Source organism: Sanguibacteroides justesenii (genome assembly GCF_003204205.1).
Lineage (GTDB): Bacteria > Bacteroidota > Bacteroidia > Bacteroidales > Marinifilaceae > Gabonibacter > Gabonibacter massiliensis.
On record NZ_QJPL01000003.1, the window covers coordinates 217,890 to 236,996 of the forward strand.

Consider the following 19,107-nt stretch of genomic DNA (forward strand, 5'->3'; position numbering starts at 1 on the left):
AAACGGGTTATTTGTCAATCATAAATCAAAAACGAGAATTAGATGAAAAAATTGATGTATATAGGCTTTATTTCTCTTTTATTGATAGGTGTAAGCCATGATGCTTGGGCCAGAAAGAAAAAAGGAGAAAAGAAGGCGGAAAAAAAGGAGACCCTGACGGCTTACGACAAGCTGTTTAAGGGGAAAAAGGCGGTTACGGCAGACGGGCTCATGAAGATGCACCTGATGAATGGAAAGGTGTACGTGGAGTTCCCTTTGAATTTGTTGAATAAGGATATGATGTTGACCTCCTCTATTGAAGATATCAGCGATAACGGGGAGGGGGTTGTCGGTCAATTTGCCGGCCGGGGCAACCATTTCCGTTTTACGAAACTGGATTCGCTGCTGCAAGCCCGGTTGGTCTTGCGCCGTAAGGTGAAGAACCTGGGAATGGGAGAGAATGCCGACGATATGATCGAACGTTCCAATACTCCCGGTATTTTCCAGAGCTACAAGATCGAGGCTTATACACCCGATAGTACTGCTGTCGTGGTGGATATGACCAAATTCTTTATGGAGAGTTCCCGCTTTACCAATCCTTTTTCCGGTTATGCCGGCAATTCGTTGTTCGGTTTTATACAGCGGGTACATAAATTTCAAGAACACCGTTCCGGATTACTGGGAATAAAAGCGAATGAAGACAATATCGTGGTGACCTGTAACTTGGGATTTAACGTGGATCGCTTGGTTTTTGGTGCTTTTCTGCAAGCGAAGGACGTTCCCGTTTCCGTTACGGTAAACAAAATTCTGTTGATACTGCCGGAGGAGCCCATGCGCCCTCGGTTAGCCGATTCCCGCATCGGGGTGAGTCCTGTCGTACAATCGGAGTTGCGCGGAGTATGCGAGGGAATTAAACAGGATTACCTCACGAAACGGTGGAGACTGGAGCCGGTTGACGAGGAGAGGTATAGCCGGGGAGAGTTGGTGGACGTGAAGAAACCGATCGTTTTTTATATCGACACGCTTATGCCTGAAGCCTGGAAAAAATACGTGAAAGAGGGAGCCGAAGCCTGGAATGACGCTTTTGAAAAAATCGGTTTGAAAAATGCGATACAAGCCGTGGAATTTCCGAAAGATCCCTCTTTCGATGCCAATAACATCAGGAATTCGACCATCCGGTACTCTCCTTTGTGGATGTATTTCCCGCAAACTTCCATGCATACGGATCCCCGGACGGGAGAGATTCTGAATGCCTCCGTGTATATGCATGCCAATATGGCTTCCGTTTTTTATACATCGCGCACGGAAGAGACCATGGTGGCAGACCCGAGCGTGCGGAAAGCACGGTTGTCCGACGAACAGACCGGGGAGATGATTAAAGCGAAAATGATGCAGGTCATCGGGCGTTGCCTGGGGTTGACCGATAATTATGCCGCCTCTTCCGCCTACCCGGTGGATTCGTTACGTTCGGCCTCTTTCACGAGAAAATACGGAATCGTTCCTTCCGTCATGGATGATTTTCCCTGTAACCGTATTGCTCAGCCGGAAGACGTGAAGAACGGGGTTTTATTGGTACAGGATCGTTTGGGCGAGTACGATTACGAGGTGATTAAGTATTTGTATAAGCCGATACCGGGAGTAAAAGAGGTAAAGGCCGAAAAGCCCGTGTTGGAGAAATGGATCAAAGAGATGCAGGCAAAACCCTATTGTGTTTATAGACGGAATCCGGATTCCTGGGCCAAGTTCGATCCGAAGGTAGTCCGGGGAGATTTGGGCGACGACCCGATTAAGGCAATGAATTATATGTTGCCCAATATGAAAGGGGCTATCAAAAACTTCTTTGAATGGTATAAAGAGGGGGATTTGGATATGGAGGCCCGTCGTCTGTTCAACATGGAGTTGACGGGTTTGTTTACAACGACCATCCGCCCTTTGATGATCTATATCGGAGGTATCGAGATCTTCGACGTGGAAGAGGGGGATCAGGCGCCAAGCTATAAGGTTATCCCGAAAGCGACACAAAGAAAGGTGTTGAAGTACCTGTTCGATTTGTCGAAAGATCTCTCCTGGATCGACAACAAAGAGGTGTTGACCCAAATGCAGATCAGCGATCTCCCCTCCTTGAAGATGAGAAATGAAATTTTCAACGGTATTATGTCCCGTTTCCGTTACGTGGGAATTGCAGCCCAGAAATCGGGAGGAGATTATACCCAGGAGGAGTTTATTCAGGATATTTATGACGAGGTGTGGAAAAATACCATCCGGAACCGTCCGTTGACGAAACACGATATGGATATGGAACAATTGTTTTTAGCCAGTATTATCGCCACCTCCTGCGTGGATGCTCCGGCAACTGTTTTTGCCCCGCAATTCTCCGACGGACTTCGTTCGCTGAATCCTTGGGAAACGGAATTGGTTCATCGGATGCAGTCTGTCGAGCAAAACCGTTTTGCTCTCGATCATTCTTCGGAAGAGGAGATCGCCGGATATTCGTCTATTCCTTATTTTGAAGCCTTAAACGGCTCCACGGCGCATATCTATCTGGAAATGTTGTTTAAAACGAGGGATTTGATTAATCGGGCTCTCGTAAACAGCTCCGGCGAAACCAAATTGCATTATGAATTGATGCTTTACAGAATAAAAAAAGCATTGAAGAAAAATTAGTTAATCCATTTTTCATAATAGTCCGATTCGTACCACGGGTTTTATTCCCGTGGTACGATCTTAAATCGGGCACAATAATTCACGTTGATGAAGACAAAAAATATCTTTTTATTTCTTTTGATGACGGCTTGTTGCTTTCAGGGGTATGCCCAGAAAAAGAGGTTGACGATGGAGGATTATAAGCTGTGGAAACGGGTGGATGCCCAGAACATGTCCGAAGACGGGAAATGGGTCACCTATCAGTTTACTTTTATCGATAGCGATTGCAATCCGAAAGATCCGACGACTTTTTTATATAATACGGTTACCCGCGAGACCCGGGAACTTCCTCGCGTGACCCGTCCGAATTTTTTTGCCGGGGGAAAATGGTTAAAGTACACGGTGATGAAGCCGGAAGCCGATACCACGGGAATGCAGGATTCGACCTTTTTACTGCGTTTGAGGGATATGAAAAAAATATACTGGAACCGGAAGTATGATTTTTCGGAATCTTCCGGTTGCCATTTAGTTACCTATACTTATAAACTGTCGGAGGAAAAGGATGCTCCCAAACGATTGGTATGTTGGAATATAGAAACCGGAGATACGGTAGCGATAGATAGTATCGGCGATTATAAGCTGTTGGACAAGGGAAAAAATGTCCTTTATGTAAAAGAGGGGATTCTGTATTACGGTCCTTTAAAAGGTCGTCACGCGGTGCTTTTTAATGATGCGAAAGCCTTCGTTACGGATTTTACTTTACAACCCCAAAATGCGGAAGGCTCTTTTGTGGCAGCCTCGGATACCTCGAGGATCAAAAATCCGGATCTATTGTATGTTTTTTCGTTACGGGACGGGACCGTGCGTTTTTTGTTGGATTACACGAAAATAGGAATACCCAAACAATATATTGCCCGGAACCGTCCCTACCGTTTGTCGAACGGAGGGAACCGGGTAATTATCGATGTGGATACGATCTCTTCAAGAAGAAGGAAAAGGGAGGAGAGACCGGATACGAGTTTTGAGTTGGAATTATGGACGTGGAACGATGAGGTTTCTTCCTTGCAGCAAAGTAAAAGCAGCTATAATCCGAGTAACGTCAAGTTCGCCTATGATGTGGAACGTCGAAAATGTTACCGGATCACGACACAGAACATGGAGAAACTGATCCTTCCCGCGAATACTTATTACGATTACGCTTTTGCCGTGGACAGGGGACCTTACAAACGTTTTGCAGATTGGAAGAGCGATGTCAATGCCGATATCTACCTGATAGATCTGAATACCGGAGAGGCCCGTGTTTTGGAAAAGGATTTTGAAACCGAGCCCGTCTGGAGTCCGAACGGGAAATATGCCGTGCTTTATCACGCGAAAGAGAAGGCGTGGTATAAGGTGGACCCGAAAACCGGGAAACAGGAGAATATTTCCAGGGCTATCGGTCATCCGGTACATAACGAATTGCATGATCTGCCCAAACCTGCCGATCCCTACGGTATCGCGGGATGGACGGCCGACGGAGACCGGGTGATCCTTTACGATCGTTACGATTTGTGGGTGGTGGACCTGACGGGAAATGCAGAGACGTATTGTTTGACAAAGGGATACGGCCGGGAGACCCAAAGAACATTCCGTTGGTTGAAACGGGATTACGATGAAAAGATCGTCGATCTGAAAAAAGACCTTTTGTTGGAGTTCACCAAGGTGGATAACGGGGATCAGGGGATATACCGTTTTATTCCCGGAGGTAAATTCGTCCGTCTGATAGAGGGGCCGTTTTCCGTCAATGTCTATCAGCTTTCGAAAGATGGAAAAAATTGTATCTGGACGAAACAGAGTTACACGGAATTCCGGGATTTGTGGTGGAGCAGGAGCGACTTCAAACATCCCCGACGGATCACGGACGCTAATCCGCAGCAGAAAAACTATAAATGGGGAAACGTGAGGTTAGTGAAGTGGAACAATTTCGAGGGGAAGGAGAATGCCGGATTGCTCTATTTGCCTGAAAATTACGACTCGACAAAGACCTATCCTACGATCGTGAATTTTTACGAGACGCACTCGGGCGATCTGCATAGTTATATCGTTCCTGCTTTAAGTAGTGGGATGATCAATGTCGCGACTTACGTGAGCAACGGGTATGTGGTGTTTATGCCGGACGTGCATTTCACCGTGGGAAATCCCGGGGAGAGCAGTTACAATGCCGTGGTCAGCGGAACCCAAATGTTGATCGACCGGGGAATAGCGGACAAGGATCGCATAGGAATACAGGGACACAGTTGGTCCGGCTATCAGGTGGCCTATTTGGTAACCCGGACGAATATGTTTAAATGTGCCAGTCCCGGAGCGGCGGTTTCCAGTATGATATCGGCCTACACGGGAATCCGTACGGGTAGCGGTATGCCCCGTATGTTTATGTACGAGGAGACACAAAGCCGTTTGGGAAAATCCTTATGGGAGGACCCCGAGATGTATATCAAACACTCTCCGATCCTGTACGCCGATAGGATTCAGACCCCGCTGTTGATTTTCCATTGCGATGCGGACGAGGCCGTGCCCTATGCGGAAGGACTCAACTTGTTCTTAGCCATGCGAAGGCTGCAAAAACCGGCCTGGCTGTTGAATTACAAGGGTGAACGCCATTTCCTCTACAATAAAGCGGCAGAGCGGGACTGGACCTTCCGCATGCAACAGTTCTTCGATCACTATTTGAAAGGACTTCCTATGCCTCGCTGGATGAAAGAGGGGATTCATGTGAACGAAAGGGGAATCGACCAGAAATATAACTACGGTAGCTTTTATTAAAAAGCTACTGTATGTATGCTTTTAGTTGTTGTAATATACTGTGTACTAATTTTTTTGTGTTTGTTATTTGGAAAAAGACAAACGAGTAATAATGATGAATGTATGAAGTTCGAATTATTATAAAAATTTAGTATGAAAAAATTAATTTATTTGTGCTGCATTGTACTGATAGAAGTGTTTTTATATGGATGTAACGATGACATAGAGATTATAGATACGGATGTAGGATTGAATTATAAAGGCGAGAACCGGGTGGGGCTTTCTTTCATAGAGAAGGTGAACGAACAGAATAAGGAAGAAGAGATAAAACAGTTACTCGATTCGTGCGGAGGAAAGTTGGTAATGGACTATGTCCAATACGGTGTCGGTTTTGGAGAGGGATTTCATTACCTTATTCCGGTTCAAAGTGAAAAATCCGGAGTAATCGACGCTTGTGTGATCTTTCCCGTGATTACGGATATAGCGGGGAATCCGCAACCGGAGATTCTGCTCGGTATTCCCCGCTTGGTGGATAGGGGGATGTTTGTAAAATTGCCTTCCGTCCAAAAAGAGATGCGCTCTGTTTTTTTCAGGAAATGGAAACAACGCGGATTAAAGGTTGATTCTTTGTTATGTGTTTCTCAGGATTTGAGTATCGAAAATGTGGGTACAAAAGTGAAAACCCAAACAGCCGAAAATGAGAATGTTGTGCAGGCTTCAACGGAGCCTTTGGAATACAGGGGGCATATCGACTATTATATAGAGATTTATAACGGAATGGAGAGTGGAGAGGACGAACCTTGTGCTAACGGCATTTCTTTGGAGGATAGAAGTGAAATTTTTAGACGTCACGGTAAATTTCTTTTTGAATATGCCGGAAGTGTAAAATATCCGGAAATTTATGTTGAGATGGAATTTTTAGATGTAACTTTTTTTTCATTTCATTATGTTGAAAGGAAAAAGGTCATTCAGACCTTTCAAAATTATATGGAAAGATGTAGGTACGATTTTAAATCTGTCTATGGGGTTTCGGATGTTTTATATGTTATAGATGTGTATGGCAGTGGCGGAGGAGGTTCGACAACGAATCCCGGTGTGGGTGGCGGCGATCCTGTCGATCCGGGAGATGAAGGCGGTGGGTCTTCTGGCGGTTCCGGGGGAAGCGGTAGCGGTACAACTACGGACCCGGGGACCGGCGGCGGGGGAGAGGAAAATCTTCAAGTGGTGCTGAATGTTAATATAACCTCTGTTGAATTGATGGAAAGATATGACATAAAAGTTGAAGTAATGACTCGTACGCCTTCCGGGAATGTTTATCCGTCGGTGGCTCATGTCGAGGTGATGATGCGGCGGGAGGGCATGCCGCGATGGCAGGTCATTGCAGAGGAACCTAACCGTAATCCTTTTGATTGTAGAAGGACGGCTATATCTCCCGGTTTTTTTGAAGTGCGGGCTGAAGTTCGTCTTCCGAGCGGTAGTGTTCTATTTTCCAATGTGGTAAGGGTGGAGGAAAAATACCCTGGAATCGCTAAATTTAAAGATCATGCCGCGGTGAAATCCCGGGCCGTCGATCTTTGGAATAAAACAGTAGCATTCGCAACTCAAAATCAAAACAGCCGGCAGGTTCGGGAATACGGAAGCCTGATCTACCTGAACACGGCAACCGGCGAATACTCCACGGGTGAAGACGTGTTGGGAGAAGAGGTAACGCTGGATCGTGATGTGACAGCTACTGTTAATTTTGTGTATCCCGAACATACCCCGGACCCCACGGAAGCCAATTTATTGGTCGTGGGATGTATCCATTCGCATTATCCGTTGACTTGGGCGGCAAGAGGAGTTGAAAGAGAAGTCGGGCCGTCTCCAGAAGATTTTGATTGTGAATTACCGGGAATTGTATATGATTATGAAAAGGTGATTTTAGCAGGAGATCCTGTTGATATACCCGAAAACTCCAAAAGATATTATACTTATGGTAAAGAACGACGAGCAACCCCTTAAAATGTAAATAGATAGGTTATGAGACGATTATTGCTATTATTTTGTATGACGGTAGGCTTATTAAGTATATCGGAGGTGGTCACGGCAGAGAATTTGGATTCTTTGTCCACGGAAAAGCGTAATAAAAAACTGATAAAAATGGCGAAAGAGGTGGTGTTACGCCACGGGCCAGACTATTATCGGGATTATAAACCTCCGGTAATTAAAAGTTTGATAGTTTCAGATAAGAGTGGAGATTTACGGATTAATCTAAGGAAAAAGTATAAAGGTCGTTCCTATTACACGGTAGAATATCCTTATGATTTAAAAGAAGAAGTATTTGGAAGCTTTTATTCTGCTAAGGTTTATGTCTGGGGAGATACTGGTAAAGTTTTTTATATTGTGTTTGGGGGAGGATTTGGTATTCAAAATTACGATACGCTTACCGAAAAGGAGAAACGGCAAATAAAAACCGTTCAGTACCATAAAAAACGGCCTCGAAAACGAGTGAGGGACACGTTCCGTGATCCGAACGGGGAGATCATTCGAATAGAAAACAGGTATGAATAGACGAGTGGTATTATTTTGTATGACGGTAGGTTTATTAAGCTTATCGGAGGTGGTTACGGCAGAGAATTTGGATTCTTTGTCCACGGAAAGACGTAATAAAAAGCTGATAAAGCTGGCGAAAGAGGTGGTGTTACGGCATGGACCGGGTTTTTATAGAGAATATAAACCTCCGGTAATTAAAAGTCAACGTGTATCGGATAAAACGGTAGATATGACGGTAGAAATGATTAAAAAGTATAAAGGTCGTTTCTATTACACTGTAGAATATCCTTATAATAAAAAAGAGGAAATATTTTGGGGAGTTTATTCTGCTAAAGTATTTATTTGGAAGGATACTGGTAAAGTTTTTTATATTGTGTTTGGGGGAGGATTTGGTATTCAAAATTACGATACGCTTACCGAGAAGGAGAAACGGCAGATAAAAACCGTTCAATATCATAAAACACGCCCTTTGAAACACGTAAGAGACACGTTCCGTGATCCGAACGGGGAGATTATTCGAATCGAGCACCGGTATGAATAGATAGATTATGCTGAAACGATTATTACTATTATTTTGTATGACGATAGGCTTATTAAGTTTATCGGAGGTAGTTACTGCAGAGAATTTGGATTCTTTATCCAAAGAAAAGCGTGATAAAAAGTTAATCAAGATGGCAAAGGAGGTGGTGCTGCGCCACGGCCCGGGTTTTTATAGAGAGTATAAACCTCCAGTAATTAAAAGTCAACGAGTATCGGATAAAACGGTAGATATGACGGTTGAAATGATCGAAAAGTATAAAAATCGTTTCTATTACACGATAGAGTATCCATATAATAAAAAAGAAGAATTGTTTTGGGGGGGATATTCTGCTAAGGTTTATGTGTGGAAGGATACCGGTAAAGTTTTTTATATCGTGTTCGGAGGAGGATTTGGTATTCAAAATTATGATATGCTTTCCGAGAAAGAAAAAAGGAAAATAAAAACCGTTCAACATCGTAAGAGAAGACCTTTGAAACACGTAAGCGACACGTTCCGTGATCCTAACGGGGAGATTATTCGAATAGAAAACAGGTATGAATAGATAGGTTATGAAACGATTATTGCTATTATTTTGTATGACGATAGGCTTATTAAGTTTATCGGAGGTGGTTACGGCAGAGAATTTGGATTCTTTGTCCACGAAAAAACGTAATAAAAAGCTGATAAAACTGGCAAAAGAGGTGGTGTTACGGCATGGACCGGGTTTTTATAGAGAGTATAAACCTCCGGTAATTAAAAGTCAACGTGTATCGGATAAAAATGGAGATTTGCGGATTAACCTAAGAAAAAAGTATAAAGGTCGTTCCTATTACACTGTAGAATATCCTTATAATAGAAAAGAGGAAATATTTTGGGGCTTATATTCAGCAAAAATTTATGTATGGGGTGATACGGGGAAAGTTTTTTATATAGAATTTGGAGGTACTGTCTGTATTGAAAATTATGATTCTCTTACCGAGAAGGAGAAACGGCAGATAGAAACCGTTCAATATCATAAAACACGCCCTTTAAAACACGTAAGAGACACGTTCCGGGATCCAAACGGGGAGATCATTCGAATAGAAAACAGGTATGAATAGACGAGTGGTATTATTTTGTATGACGATAGGTTTATTAAGCTTATCGGAGGTGGTCACGGCAGAGAATTTGGATTCTTTGTCCACGGAAAAGCGTAATAAAAAACTGATAAAAATGGCGAAAGAGGTGGTGTTACGCCACGGGCCAGACTATTATCGGGATTATAAACCTCCGGTAATTAAAAGCTTGATAGTTTCAGATAAGAGTGGAGATTTACGGATTAATCTAAGGAAAAAGTATAAAGGTCGTTCCTATTACACGGTAGAATATCCTTATGATTTAAAAGAAGAAGTATTTGGAAGCTTTTATTCTGCTAAGGTTTATGTCTGGGGAGATACCGGTAAAGTTTTTTATATCGTGTTCGGGGGAGGATTTGGTATTCAAAATTACGATACGCTTTCCGAGAAAGAAAAAAGGAAAATAAAAACCGTTCAACATCGTAAGAGAAGACCTTTGAAACATGTAAGGGACACGTTCCGGGATCCGAACGGGGAGATCATTCGAATCGAAAACAGGTATGAATAGACCATATTGTTATGAGACGATTATTACTATTATTTTGTATGACGATAGGTTTATTAAGCTTATCGGAGGTGGTCACGGCAGAGAATTTGGATTCTTTGTCCACGAAAAAACGTAATAAAAAGCTGATAAAACTGGCAAAAGAGGTGGTGTTACGGCATGGACCGGGTTTTTATAGAGAGTATAAACCTCCGGTAATTAAAAGTCAACGTGTATCGGATAAAAATGGAGATTTGCGGATTAACCTAAGAAAAAAGTATAAAGGTCGTTCCTATTACACTGTAGAATATCCTTATAATAAAAAAGAGGAAATATTTTGGGGAGTTTATTCTGCTAAAGTATTTATTTGGAAGGATACTGGTAAAGTTTTTTATATAGAATTTGGAGGTACTGTCTGTATTGAAAATTATGATACTCTTACCGAGAAGGAGAAACGGCAGATAAAAACCGTTCAATATCATAAAACACGCCCTTTAAAACACGTGAGGGACACGTTCCGTGATCCGAACGGGGAGATCATTCGAATCGAGCACCGGTATGAATAGATAGATTATGCTGAAACGATTATTGGCATAATTCAGTATAATGTTTTGAGAAAAGAATAGGGATAAAAATATGATTATTGGGAATCGAGTGTAGATAGTAATAGTTTTGAAGTAAGCCCGGGAAGTGTTTGAAAATGGGAGTACGCGGAGGAAGTTGGGTGGATGTATTCCGGTGGAAAATGCTTTTCGGGTATTTTAAACCTGTAATTGAGAGTATGAAGAAAGTGGTAAGTAAAAAGAGAATGTGTTTCGTGTTGTTGACAGGAATTTTGTTGTCGGGAACTTTGTTGTCTTTTCGTTATTGGGAGACGGAAAAACGGATAAGTGCGGAGTTCTTCAATACCCCGATAACGGAGGTATTGGAATTTTTTCAGGAAGAGACGGGACTTCGTTTTTTATATTGTGACGAAGAGATAAAGCAAGTCCCATTGATTTCAGGGAGCTTTAAGGAGGTTTCGGTGAAAAGGGCCCTGAAACAATGCTTACGGGAGACGCGATATACTTATAGTGTGAAACGGAATCTGTTACTGATTAAGCCCAAACGTTGATCAGATTGTACAGAAAAACGTGACCAAAAAAGGTACGCTTAGGTCTACCGTGATCCCGTGGATGATGGAGATGATGACAAACTCTTTTCCGCTGAACTTAGTGATGATCGGTAACGTGGTGTCTGCGGTCGTGGCTCCCCCGACCGATATGGGAGCTAACTTCCCGAAGTAACGAACCAGCAGAGGGGCGGCTAATAAAGCGATAAGCTCCCGCATGATGTTAGATACTAAAGCGATCGTTCCCAATTCCGCACCTTTGTATTGGGTGATAAAAATAGAAGAGAGGGAGTAGTAGCCGAAACCGGCCCCCACGGCTAAACAATCCGTGATACTCCTGCCTTGTAATGCGAAACTGATCAGAACGGAACCGGCAAGGGTTCCCAAGATTGTGGCTAACGGAACGAGTGCGAGTTTCAGGTCTTGTTGCCTTAATGCCTGTAACGCTTTTTTATCGCTTCCGATACTGATTCCTACTATAAACATAAGCAGGTAGAGGGCGTATACCGTAAGTTCGTCTCCCGTAACGGAAGAGGGAATATCGATAAAACGGGCGATTAAGATGCCTGCTATAAAAAATGCAACGATGGTTATACTTCCTTTCATTTTATCGGGTCCTTTTATTTAGAAGTGGCGGTAAAAAAGAATTTATAAACGGCCCATGCGCATAGTACGCTACCTCCCGCGGCTCCCAAGGTAATCAGTAACGCATCGTACCCGATCGTCTCTAAATTATTCATGATATCGTCATTGGCTCCGACGCTAAGCCCTAACAAAAACAACAGTAGGTAGATGGCATAGTTGATTCCTTTATGCACGAATTTCAAATTTCTTTCACGGAAGATATATCCGAGGACAATGCCGCATACCATTAATCCGATAACAATAATCATAACTTTTTGTTCTTTACGGCAAAAGTACGATTAATTTTTCAATTGGCCGGGTATGCGATAAGTGTTTTGTAACTTTGTCCTATTCCTTAACGTTTAAGAAATAAAAACAATTTACTATGAAAAAAATAATTGCCCGTACCCTCTCTTCGGAAAGTCGCTTCCCGGATACGATTCTTTTGTTGCTGCGTTTTTTGGTAGGAATAACCATGATGACCCATGGTGTTGCTAAATTGCTCTCTTTCGGAGAGCTGTCGGCTACCTTCCCCGATCCGATCGGCTTGGGAAATTCCCTCTCTTTGCTCATGATTATTGGTGCGGAAGTCGGTTGCTCCGTCTTGTTGATATTAGGGGCATTTACCCGCTTGGCTACCTTACCCTTGATATTTTCCATGCTTGTCGTCATTTTTGTCGTGCATGGCAGCGATCCGTTTCAAGTAAAAGAGTTACCGCTGCTCTATTTCGGCATATACGTGGTACTCTTTTTTACCGGAGGGGGACGTTACGCTTTGGATACCCTGATTTCCAAGCATTGGAATGTAAACATCCGGAATACGGATGACTGATCCCTTTAGAAGGTGGTTTGTTCCGTGCCGTCTAACACGGGGATGACGTTCTCGTCTTCCTCTAAGACGGTTACGGCTAATAGCCAGTATATCAATAAAACGATGGCGATGATAACGCCGATGACTTGCCAGATTTTATAACTCTTTTTTTTCATATCATTCTATTTTGATTTTGTAATCAAACGTAAAATTCGATACAGGGTTCCCGAAATTGTCCGTTTTGTTTGATTCCGGATTATAGGATCACGTTTAATATGTTGTTATTTAGTCGGTAACGTAAGGGTATAAAGTTATTTTATTCGCCTTGGGCGGAATAAATCGTTTGGGTGTTGAAACGTGTTAGTAATGATTTTTATGATTTAAATATCGGTTTGCAATTAAAAATTTGCTGTTTACAATTAAAATGTTTGTTTTTTATACCTTTGCCTTCCGTATTATATATGAGGTAAAACGGTTGTATGAAAGTATTTTTTAAAAAGGTTGTAAATTATTTTTTCCCGGAAGAAGTAAATCGGCAAGCGTATCTACTATTTTTCATTTGCATTTATTTCAAGTTTGTTTTGTTCGACCTGATCTGGTCGTCGCAGACCACGTTTACTTCGTTTTCTTTTTTGGAGGGATATTTGAATAAACTGTGGTTTACCCTGCTTTTTCTTATCCCGTTATTTTGCTTCCGTGCTGTAAAATGGACTCTTTTTATCGCTTTTTTATTGGATATTTTGTTTATCGTCAATTTGATGTATTTCAGGACCTATTTTACGGCAATACCTTTGGATAGCTACGGACTCGTTGGTAATCTGAAAGATTTTACCGCGAGCGTATACGATTCGGTGTGTTGGATCGATGCGGTTTTTCCGCTTTCTACCCTTTTGACGGCCATCCTCTATTATAAAAAATATAAGCAAAAGAAAGTTATCCTCCCCGTTTGGAAAAAACGGCAAAGGGCCGGACGTTATTTGTTGTTGATCTTGGTCGCAACCTTATTTTCGGGTGCTTTTATCTGGTCGAAGGGAGGTTTTAAGGCTGCTTACGAATCTTTGCAAGGGGCCAATAAACATACCTGTGATACCCCGATATATACCGTTTTCGGATCTCTTTATTACGATTATCTGTTAGAAAACATAGCTTATACGCCTGAAATAAAACAACAGATCGAAGCCTGGCTAAAACTTCACCCCCGGCATAAAACATTACCCTTTCAATTGGAAGAGCGTAACGGTTGTATATTGATTCTTGCAGAGTCGTTGGAGAGTTGGGTATTGGAAAAGACGGTGGAAGGAGTGGAGATCACCCCTTGTATGAATGCCTTATTGAAAGAAAAGTCGACGCTTTACGCCTCTAAAGTACTCACGCAAGTAAAAGGAGGTCGTTCGATTGATGCCCAACTTCTGTTGTATTCCGGTTTATTGCCCATCGGTAATGGTTCTTACAGTACGAAATTTCCCCGTTCCCTCTATCCTTCTTTTTTGAAATACCTCAAGAATGCGGAAAATGCGAAAATTTACGGGATGATGGTAGATAAAGAGATCGTTTGGAATCAGAAGGTGATCTGTCCGGCCTTGGGTTTCGATTCTTTGATTTCGAGACGTAGTTTCGTTTTGGATGAAAAGGTGGGGCCGCGGAAAAAATTAGGGGATCTCTCTTTTTTACGTCAATGCGGGGAGAAAATCTCTTCTCCGGAACTATGGCCGGATTCCGCGTTCGTTTTCCTTCAATGCGTCACCTATTCCGGACATAATCCTTTTATCCTGCCGGAAGAGCTGAAAAGGGTCTCCTTCTCCGATAAAATTCCCAAGCGGATGAATGATTACATGACCATGGCGAATTACACGGACCGGGCAATAGGAAATTTTATCGCCTTTTTGCGTTCTCAAAGAAAGTTTGACAAAACATTGATCGTGATCACGGGTGATCACGAAGGGTTGGCCAACAGCCGGGGAACATTGTGTTGTTCCGAGAAGGGTAAAGACGTGGTTTCTTCGGATCCTTATGTCCCTTTTATCGTGGTGAACTCTCCTGTCGGAATGCGTTACGATAAAGTGATGGGACAAATCGACATGTACCCGACCTTGCTGGATTTGTTAGGCCTGCGAGATTGTTCATGGACGGGTTTGGGACGGAGTATTCTGGACCCGGATAAAAAGGCTTTCGCGGTAAGCCCTCAAATGCAGGTTTACGGGGATATCGCCGGCGTGCCGGAGAGCGAAATCGAATGGGCCAAGGAAGCGTGGAAGATTTCCGATTTGATGATTCGTTGTGATTATTTCCGGTATAATCCGCGTGATAAATGGACGGAATAAAAGATTCTCGTATAAAATACAAAAAGCATGAAGCATTTGATTGATTTGGAAAATTGGGAACGTGTAGATAATTTCAATTTTTTCCGTTCGTATGTTAACTCATGGTACTCGGTAACGACCGAAATAGAGTGTACGGAAGCGTTCGTTACGGCGAAGAGTACCGGAACATCGTTCTTTTTGCGCTACCTGCATGCCGTATTATGTGCCGCGAATGAGATTGAGGCATTACGTTATCGAACCGACAAAGAGGGACGGGTTGTCCTGCATGATACGGTCGATATGATTACTCCGGTAGCGATTCCCGGAAAGACGTTCGTGACCGTCAGAATCCCTTACGACCCGGACTTCGAACGCTTCCAGGTCAAAGCACGGGAACTCATTTCCCATGTTCAGGCTGACGGAGATCCTTACGGTGTGGAAAAAGAGCTGTACGCTAAAGGTGATTTCGATGTCATGCATTTAAGTGCTGTTCCCAAAATGTATTTTACCTCGATAACTTATACAATCTATGAAGCGGGGAACGGATGTACTCACCCTTTAAGTACGATGGGTAAAGTTATACGACGCGGAAAACAATCGGTTATGCCCTTCTCCGTATATGTGAACCATGCCTTTGTCGACGGCGAACATTTATCGCGGTTTTTTGAGAAAATACAAGAGAGGCTAACTCGCTAACGAAAGTACATCTACATTTTAACCCATTTTACGGCATCGGCGATAATCGTATCTTCGGGTTCGCCCCGGTCATCAAGGACGACGGTCGCTTTCCCTTCAGGGAACTCGTATACCCCGAGCGATTCCCACCCGACATAAAAGTATTTCCACCTGCTGGAAACATCGGTATATATTCTGTCCGAACCTGCGCTTCCTGACGGGGTATAATTTATTGTTTCCATCTCGACAGCCGTCTCGTGGGGACCGTGTGAAATCGTGTAGTGGAATTTTAAACTCTCTTTGATTCTTCCGGGAGGAATCGTGTAATCACCTAACGAGTCCCAGACCGCATAACATTGATTATGATAGACGAGAGCCATAACCTCGTATTTACCGGCTTCAGGAAGGTTTACACTCCATTCAGCTTTCGTTTCTCCATTGCTACCTTGCTTGGAGTGATAACTTCTTACGGGGTCCCCGAACGACTGTTCGTTTATAAATCTATTCCATCGATTCCCCGATAGTTGATCGTTGTTCCAGAGACTTTGTAAAACGGTTAGTTTCGGTTCTATTAATCGGAATCCGGGATCCTCGTTGTCGACGATGATTTCATCATTCGGACGAACAAACTCCACGGTATCGATATCATGGATGAAAAAAGCAGTTTCAGGTCCCGGGAGATCTATTTCTTGCGATGTTTTTACAGTATACTTGTCCGGTAGATGAGATGAGTTACCCAGGTTGATAACACATGAATACGGGTTGTAGCGGTATTCTTCAATGAATTCGATAGCTTTTGCCTCTCCCGGGGCAAGGGATAGTGTTTTAAAATCATCGTAATTCTCTCCTGATTGAATAGTCACGATTCCCGGGGATTCGCCATCGTTAAATAATTTGAAGCGGAAAAGAAGCCGCTTGTTGGTACAATAGCGTATTCCTGATAAATCTTTCAGGCGGAAATGCGCGTCATGCCGATAGGTACTCCACTCCCGGACAATCTTTTCCATGTCGATATTCAATTTTTCCCGGGCCTCTTTTACGAGGATCTCGAAAGGGACTTCTTGTCGATGACGGGAGTAAAAGTCCGTTAGAAAGCTAAAAACGGTCTGTCTGGAACACGTGGTCATTCGATTTAATAGTTCCTCGCATTTGACGTAGAAAATGGCACGCAGAATCTCTTCCGGTAATTCCCGGTTTTGAATGACTTCCTCGATGGTGTATCCTTGTAGATAGGAACGGGGAACAGATTTGTCCCGTTTGTTACTAAAAGGAACTGCCGAAAATTTTTGAGTGCGTGGTTTGTCATAAGATTGTTCTCCGGATAATAATTCTTTTTTTTCCCGTAGTATTGTTTTGAGGGCTATATCTATTAAAGGATAATCGAACGAATAAACGGAGGATTCCGGCTCGGCGAATAACGGGTAAAGATAGTACGGGTTGCTCGGGGACTTTAAACGATTCTCCCCGAACCTTCCCTTGGGCTTCATGATTACCCGGAAAAACGGGTTACTGGCAGGAATATTCAGGTAAGGAGAAGATAGATTTTGGAGAAATAGAGTTCTTACCAAGCTATTATCGATGAATTCATCGTCCCAACGATTGCGTCTCCTGACTTGAGGACTTCGATATAAGAAGTTTAGGCCGACGCCATACTCCGGTAATAAAACGAGACCGGGTTGTAACCGGTTGTTGCCTCCTTTCCAGTTTTGCCAGTCGGAATCGAAAGCGAGGGGGGTCTCTATAAACGTTAATTGACGCAGTTCAGGTTCGTACCAGGGACGGCGGGCTAAAACCCGTTTTATATTTAACGTGTCCGCTCTCAAGTAGATTTGTGGGAAGTTTCGAAAAATCAAATCTTGCATTTCTTGATGCAAAGATTTTTGCATCTCCTTGAGTTTGGCGGAGGGATAAAGTCGGGTAAAAAAATCATGTCCTTTAAAATAGTAGAGAAGGAAAGTGATGTCTTTTATTTTTATTCTTTTTGAAGCGTAATCGCCCCCGCATAGCGTTAATCCCTGCAGGGGATAAGAGGGAAAGAAGTAAAACGTGTCCCTGTTCTTGTTTACTTGTGGGATGCCGGGAGCTATCATCACTTGCTGCAGAGGATGAATCACTTTTAATTTAAACAGGGTGAAATCTAAATGGGACAGCACGGGCGTTACCGGGTTTTCCGGTGGGATGGCCACGGGGTACCAAGCGGCTGCCGGGGTCAACAGCAGGCAATTGCCTCTCGTGAAAGAGCCTTTACGGCCGAACTTAAAAAACTCGTCTTCTCTGTCCGTATTCAGTCGCTGCTTTTCGGTTAAACCGAGTTCACAGAAGCGGTCGTCTATTTTTCCTTCGTAGTCAATGTCGAGAATAATACTGTCCCCCGGGACAAGGGATTTTTTGACCCTCAATACCTGCTGATCCCGATCCCACCCGATCTCATGTCCCTCCTGTGTTATTTTTTTAATTTTTAAACCGGGATTTAAAAAAAGAATCAGCTCGGGTAAAGTTTCTTTGTTCGGGTTATACGCCACGAGATTACTTTCCATGAACAGTTTGTTTCCTTTTTGTTCTAATGTGATAGAGTGTTTTGTGATTCTACAAGTGACGGGGTCCCAGTGACGGGTGAAGCTGTTACGGTACTCGTTTCGAACGTGTTCGTCGTTGGCGTATAGGCCTTCTAAAAAGATAATATTCGCTATCCCCAAAACAAGAAAAAAGATCCCGTTTTTTGTTATTTGCGGGGTTTGGGAGGGGGAATTTACCAACCGGTGGAACGACAGGGTACTTAACAACAGGAATCCCATTCCCAGCAGAAGATAGATAGACCTTTGGAGCAGATAAAATTTTAAATTCACGTGACCGGTTATCGCACTGAACAGGTTCGGCAAGGAGTTTCCGGAAAAATCGAGGGTACCGTGGGAGAATGAAGGAGCGAAAATCAGAGAAAAGGTTAGGACTCCTAATAGTAGGACCTGTGCAAGAGGACGCGAGGAGGAAATTCCTGATAACCAGAATCCCAGGCCTAAAATGAAGATTACAGTCGGTAAGGTTAACGTGAAAAAATAAAACAGGTATAGAAACAGGTTAAAGGGAGAGAAGCTGTAAAAGAGATTTAAAGATATACTGATAAATATGGAAAAAATATTGAATAACACGAATATGGAAAGAATGCCGCAGAATTTTCCTATGATATAGCGATTGTTTTCAAAAGGCCGGGGATAGAGGCTTTCTAAACTTTCGGAGTGTTTTTCCCTGTAAAAAATACTTGTTCCCATGAAAATGGCAATGAATGATTGCACGATATTGAACATGTAAGCGTTGACAAAGGGCATTGAAGAAGGAAGGGCGATCATGTTCCAGCGGGGTATGATATCGTTGCCTTGCAGTCCTAATTGAAAGAAAGTGATTCCGCATAGCGTGAGGATAGCTAAAACCCGAAGCATCCAATCCCGGGATTGAATTTTAGCTTCGTAACGGGCAACATGAAAAATATCGTGCAGGTTCATATTAATGTAAAGACAAAATCACTTTCTGTATTTTT

Annotated in this window: 17 protein-coding genes; 13 read left to right on the forward strand and 4 right to left on the reverse strand. The window is 43.0% G+C overall.

Annotated features, from left to right (window positions below; all coding sequences use genetic code 11):
- Positions 1 to 42: 42 nt before the first annotated feature.
- The 10 genes from DMB45_RS06145 (at position 43) to DMB45_RS06190 (ending at position 11,168) form a co-directional block, all read left to right on the forward strand.
- Positions 43 to 2,643 (forward strand): zinc-dependent metalloprotease, encoded by a 2,601-nt coding sequence (locus DMB45_RS06145; protein ID WP_110688566.1) that lies wholly within the window; start codon positions 43 to 45, stop codon positions 2,641 to 2,643.
- Positions 2,644 to 2,730: 87 nt separating this feature from the next.
- The gene (locus DMB45_RS06150; RefSeq protein ID WP_110688567.1) at positions 2,731 to 5,424 is read left to right on the forward strand and encodes a S9 family peptidase; all 2,694 of its coding nucleotides are present in this window, start codon (positions 2,731 to 2,733) and stop codon (positions 5,422 to 5,424) included.
- Between the two features lie 132 nt (positions 5,425 to 5,556).
- Positions 5,557 to 7,404 (forward strand): hypothetical protein, encoded by a 1,848-nt coding sequence (locus DMB45_RS06155; RefSeq protein WP_110688568.1) that lies wholly within the window; start codon positions 5,557 to 5,559, stop codon positions 7,402 to 7,404.
- Between the two features lie 18 nt (positions 7,405 to 7,422).
- Positions 7,423 to 7,953, forward strand: a complete 531-nt coding sequence (locus DMB45_RS06160; RefSeq protein ID WP_146216421.1) for a hypothetical protein — start codon at positions 7,423 to 7,425, stop codon at positions 7,951 to 7,953.
- Positions 7,946 to 8,476, forward strand: a complete 531-nt coding sequence (locus DMB45_RS06165; RefSeq protein ID WP_110688570.1) for a hypothetical protein — start codon at positions 7,946 to 7,948, stop codon at positions 8,474 to 8,476. Before DMB45_RS06160 ends, DMB45_RS06165 begins: the two co-directional genes overlap by 8 nt.
- A gap of 37 nt (positions 8,477 to 8,513) precedes the next feature.
- Complete coding sequence (locus DMB45_RS06170) at positions 8,514 to 9,017, forward strand: hypothetical protein (protein WP_041502791.1); 504 nt, start codon at positions 8,514 to 8,516, stop codon at positions 9,015 to 9,017.
- 7 nt (positions 9,018 to 9,024) lie between these two features.
- Complete coding sequence (locus DMB45_RS06175; RefSeq protein WP_110688572.1) at positions 9,025 to 9,555, forward strand: hypothetical protein; 531 nt, start codon at positions 9,025 to 9,027, stop codon at positions 9,553 to 9,555.
- A complete protein-coding gene (locus tag DMB45_RS06180) occupies positions 9,548 to 10,078 on the forward strand; it encodes a hypothetical protein (RefSeq protein WP_110688573.1) in 531 nt (176 codons plus the stop codon). Before DMB45_RS06175 ends, DMB45_RS06180 begins: the two co-directional genes overlap by 8 nt.
- Before the next feature lie 11 nt (positions 10,079 to 10,089).
- Complete coding sequence (locus tag DMB45_RS06185; RefSeq protein ID WP_146216422.1) at positions 10,090 to 10,620, forward strand: hypothetical protein; 531 nt, start codon at positions 10,090 to 10,092, stop codon at positions 10,618 to 10,620.
- A gap of 215 nt (positions 10,621 to 10,835) precedes the next feature.
- Positions 10,836 to 11,168 carry an STN domain-containing protein gene (locus DMB45_RS06190; RefSeq protein ID WP_152614115.1) on the forward strand — a complete coding sequence of 111 codons (333 nt, stop codon included), beginning with the start codon at positions 10,836 to 10,838 and terminating at the stop codon, positions 11,166 to 11,168.
- On the opposite strand, the gene DMB45_RS06195 is transcribed toward DMB45_RS06190, so the two are convergent.
- Complete coding sequence (locus DMB45_RS06195) at positions 11,169 to 11,771, reverse strand: lysine exporter LysO family protein (protein WP_110688575.1); 603 nt, start codon at positions 11,769 to 11,771, stop codon at positions 11,169 to 11,171. It abuts the gene before it with no gap.
- A gap of 14 nt (positions 11,772 to 11,785) precedes the next feature.
- Positions 11,786 to 12,058, reverse strand: a complete 273-nt coding sequence (locus DMB45_RS06200) for a LysO family transporter (protein WP_041502797.1) — start codon at positions 12,056 to 12,058, stop codon at positions 11,786 to 11,788.
- 116 nt (positions 12,059 to 12,174) lie between these two features.
- Here DMB45_RS06200 and DMB45_RS06205 point away from each other — a divergent pair, with 116 nt between their 5' ends.
- Positions 12,175 to 12,621, forward strand: coding sequence for a DoxX family protein (locus tag DMB45_RS06205; protein WP_110688576.1), 447 nt, complete (start codon positions 12,175 to 12,177; stop codon positions 12,619 to 12,621).
- 5 nt (positions 12,622 to 12,626) lie between these two features.
- On the opposite strand, the gene DMB45_RS14700 is transcribed toward DMB45_RS06205, so the two are convergent.
- Positions 12,627 to 12,776: a hypothetical protein gene (locus DMB45_RS14700; RefSeq protein WP_162835846.1), complete on the reverse strand. Its 150-nt coding sequence runs from the start codon at positions 12,774 to 12,776 to the stop codon at positions 12,627 to 12,629.
- A gap of 303 nt (positions 12,777 to 13,079) precedes the next feature.
- On the opposite strand from DMB45_RS14700, the gene DMB45_RS06210 reads away from it, so the two are divergent.
- Together DMB45_RS06210 and DMB45_RS06215 are read left to right on the forward strand one after the other, a co-directional pair.
- Positions 13,080 to 14,921 (forward strand): LTA synthase family protein, encoded by a 1,842-nt coding sequence (locus tag DMB45_RS06210; RefSeq protein WP_110688577.1) that lies wholly within the window; start codon positions 13,080 to 13,082, stop codon positions 14,919 to 14,921.
- Between the two features lie 27 nt (positions 14,922 to 14,948).
- Complete coding sequence (locus tag DMB45_RS06215) at positions 14,949 to 15,596, forward strand: CatA-like O-acetyltransferase (RefSeq protein WP_110688578.1); 648 nt, start codon at positions 14,949 to 14,951, stop codon at positions 15,594 to 15,596.
- 11 nt (positions 15,597 to 15,607) lie between these two features.
- Here DMB45_RS06215 and DMB45_RS06220 read toward each other — a convergent pair whose 3' ends face one another.
- Positions 15,608 to 19,072 (reverse strand): ABC transporter permease subunit, encoded by a 3,465-nt coding sequence (locus tag DMB45_RS06220; RefSeq protein WP_110688579.1) that lies wholly within the window; start codon positions 19,070 to 19,072, stop codon positions 15,608 to 15,610.
- Between the last annotated feature and the right edge of the window lie 35 nt (positions 19,073 to 19,107).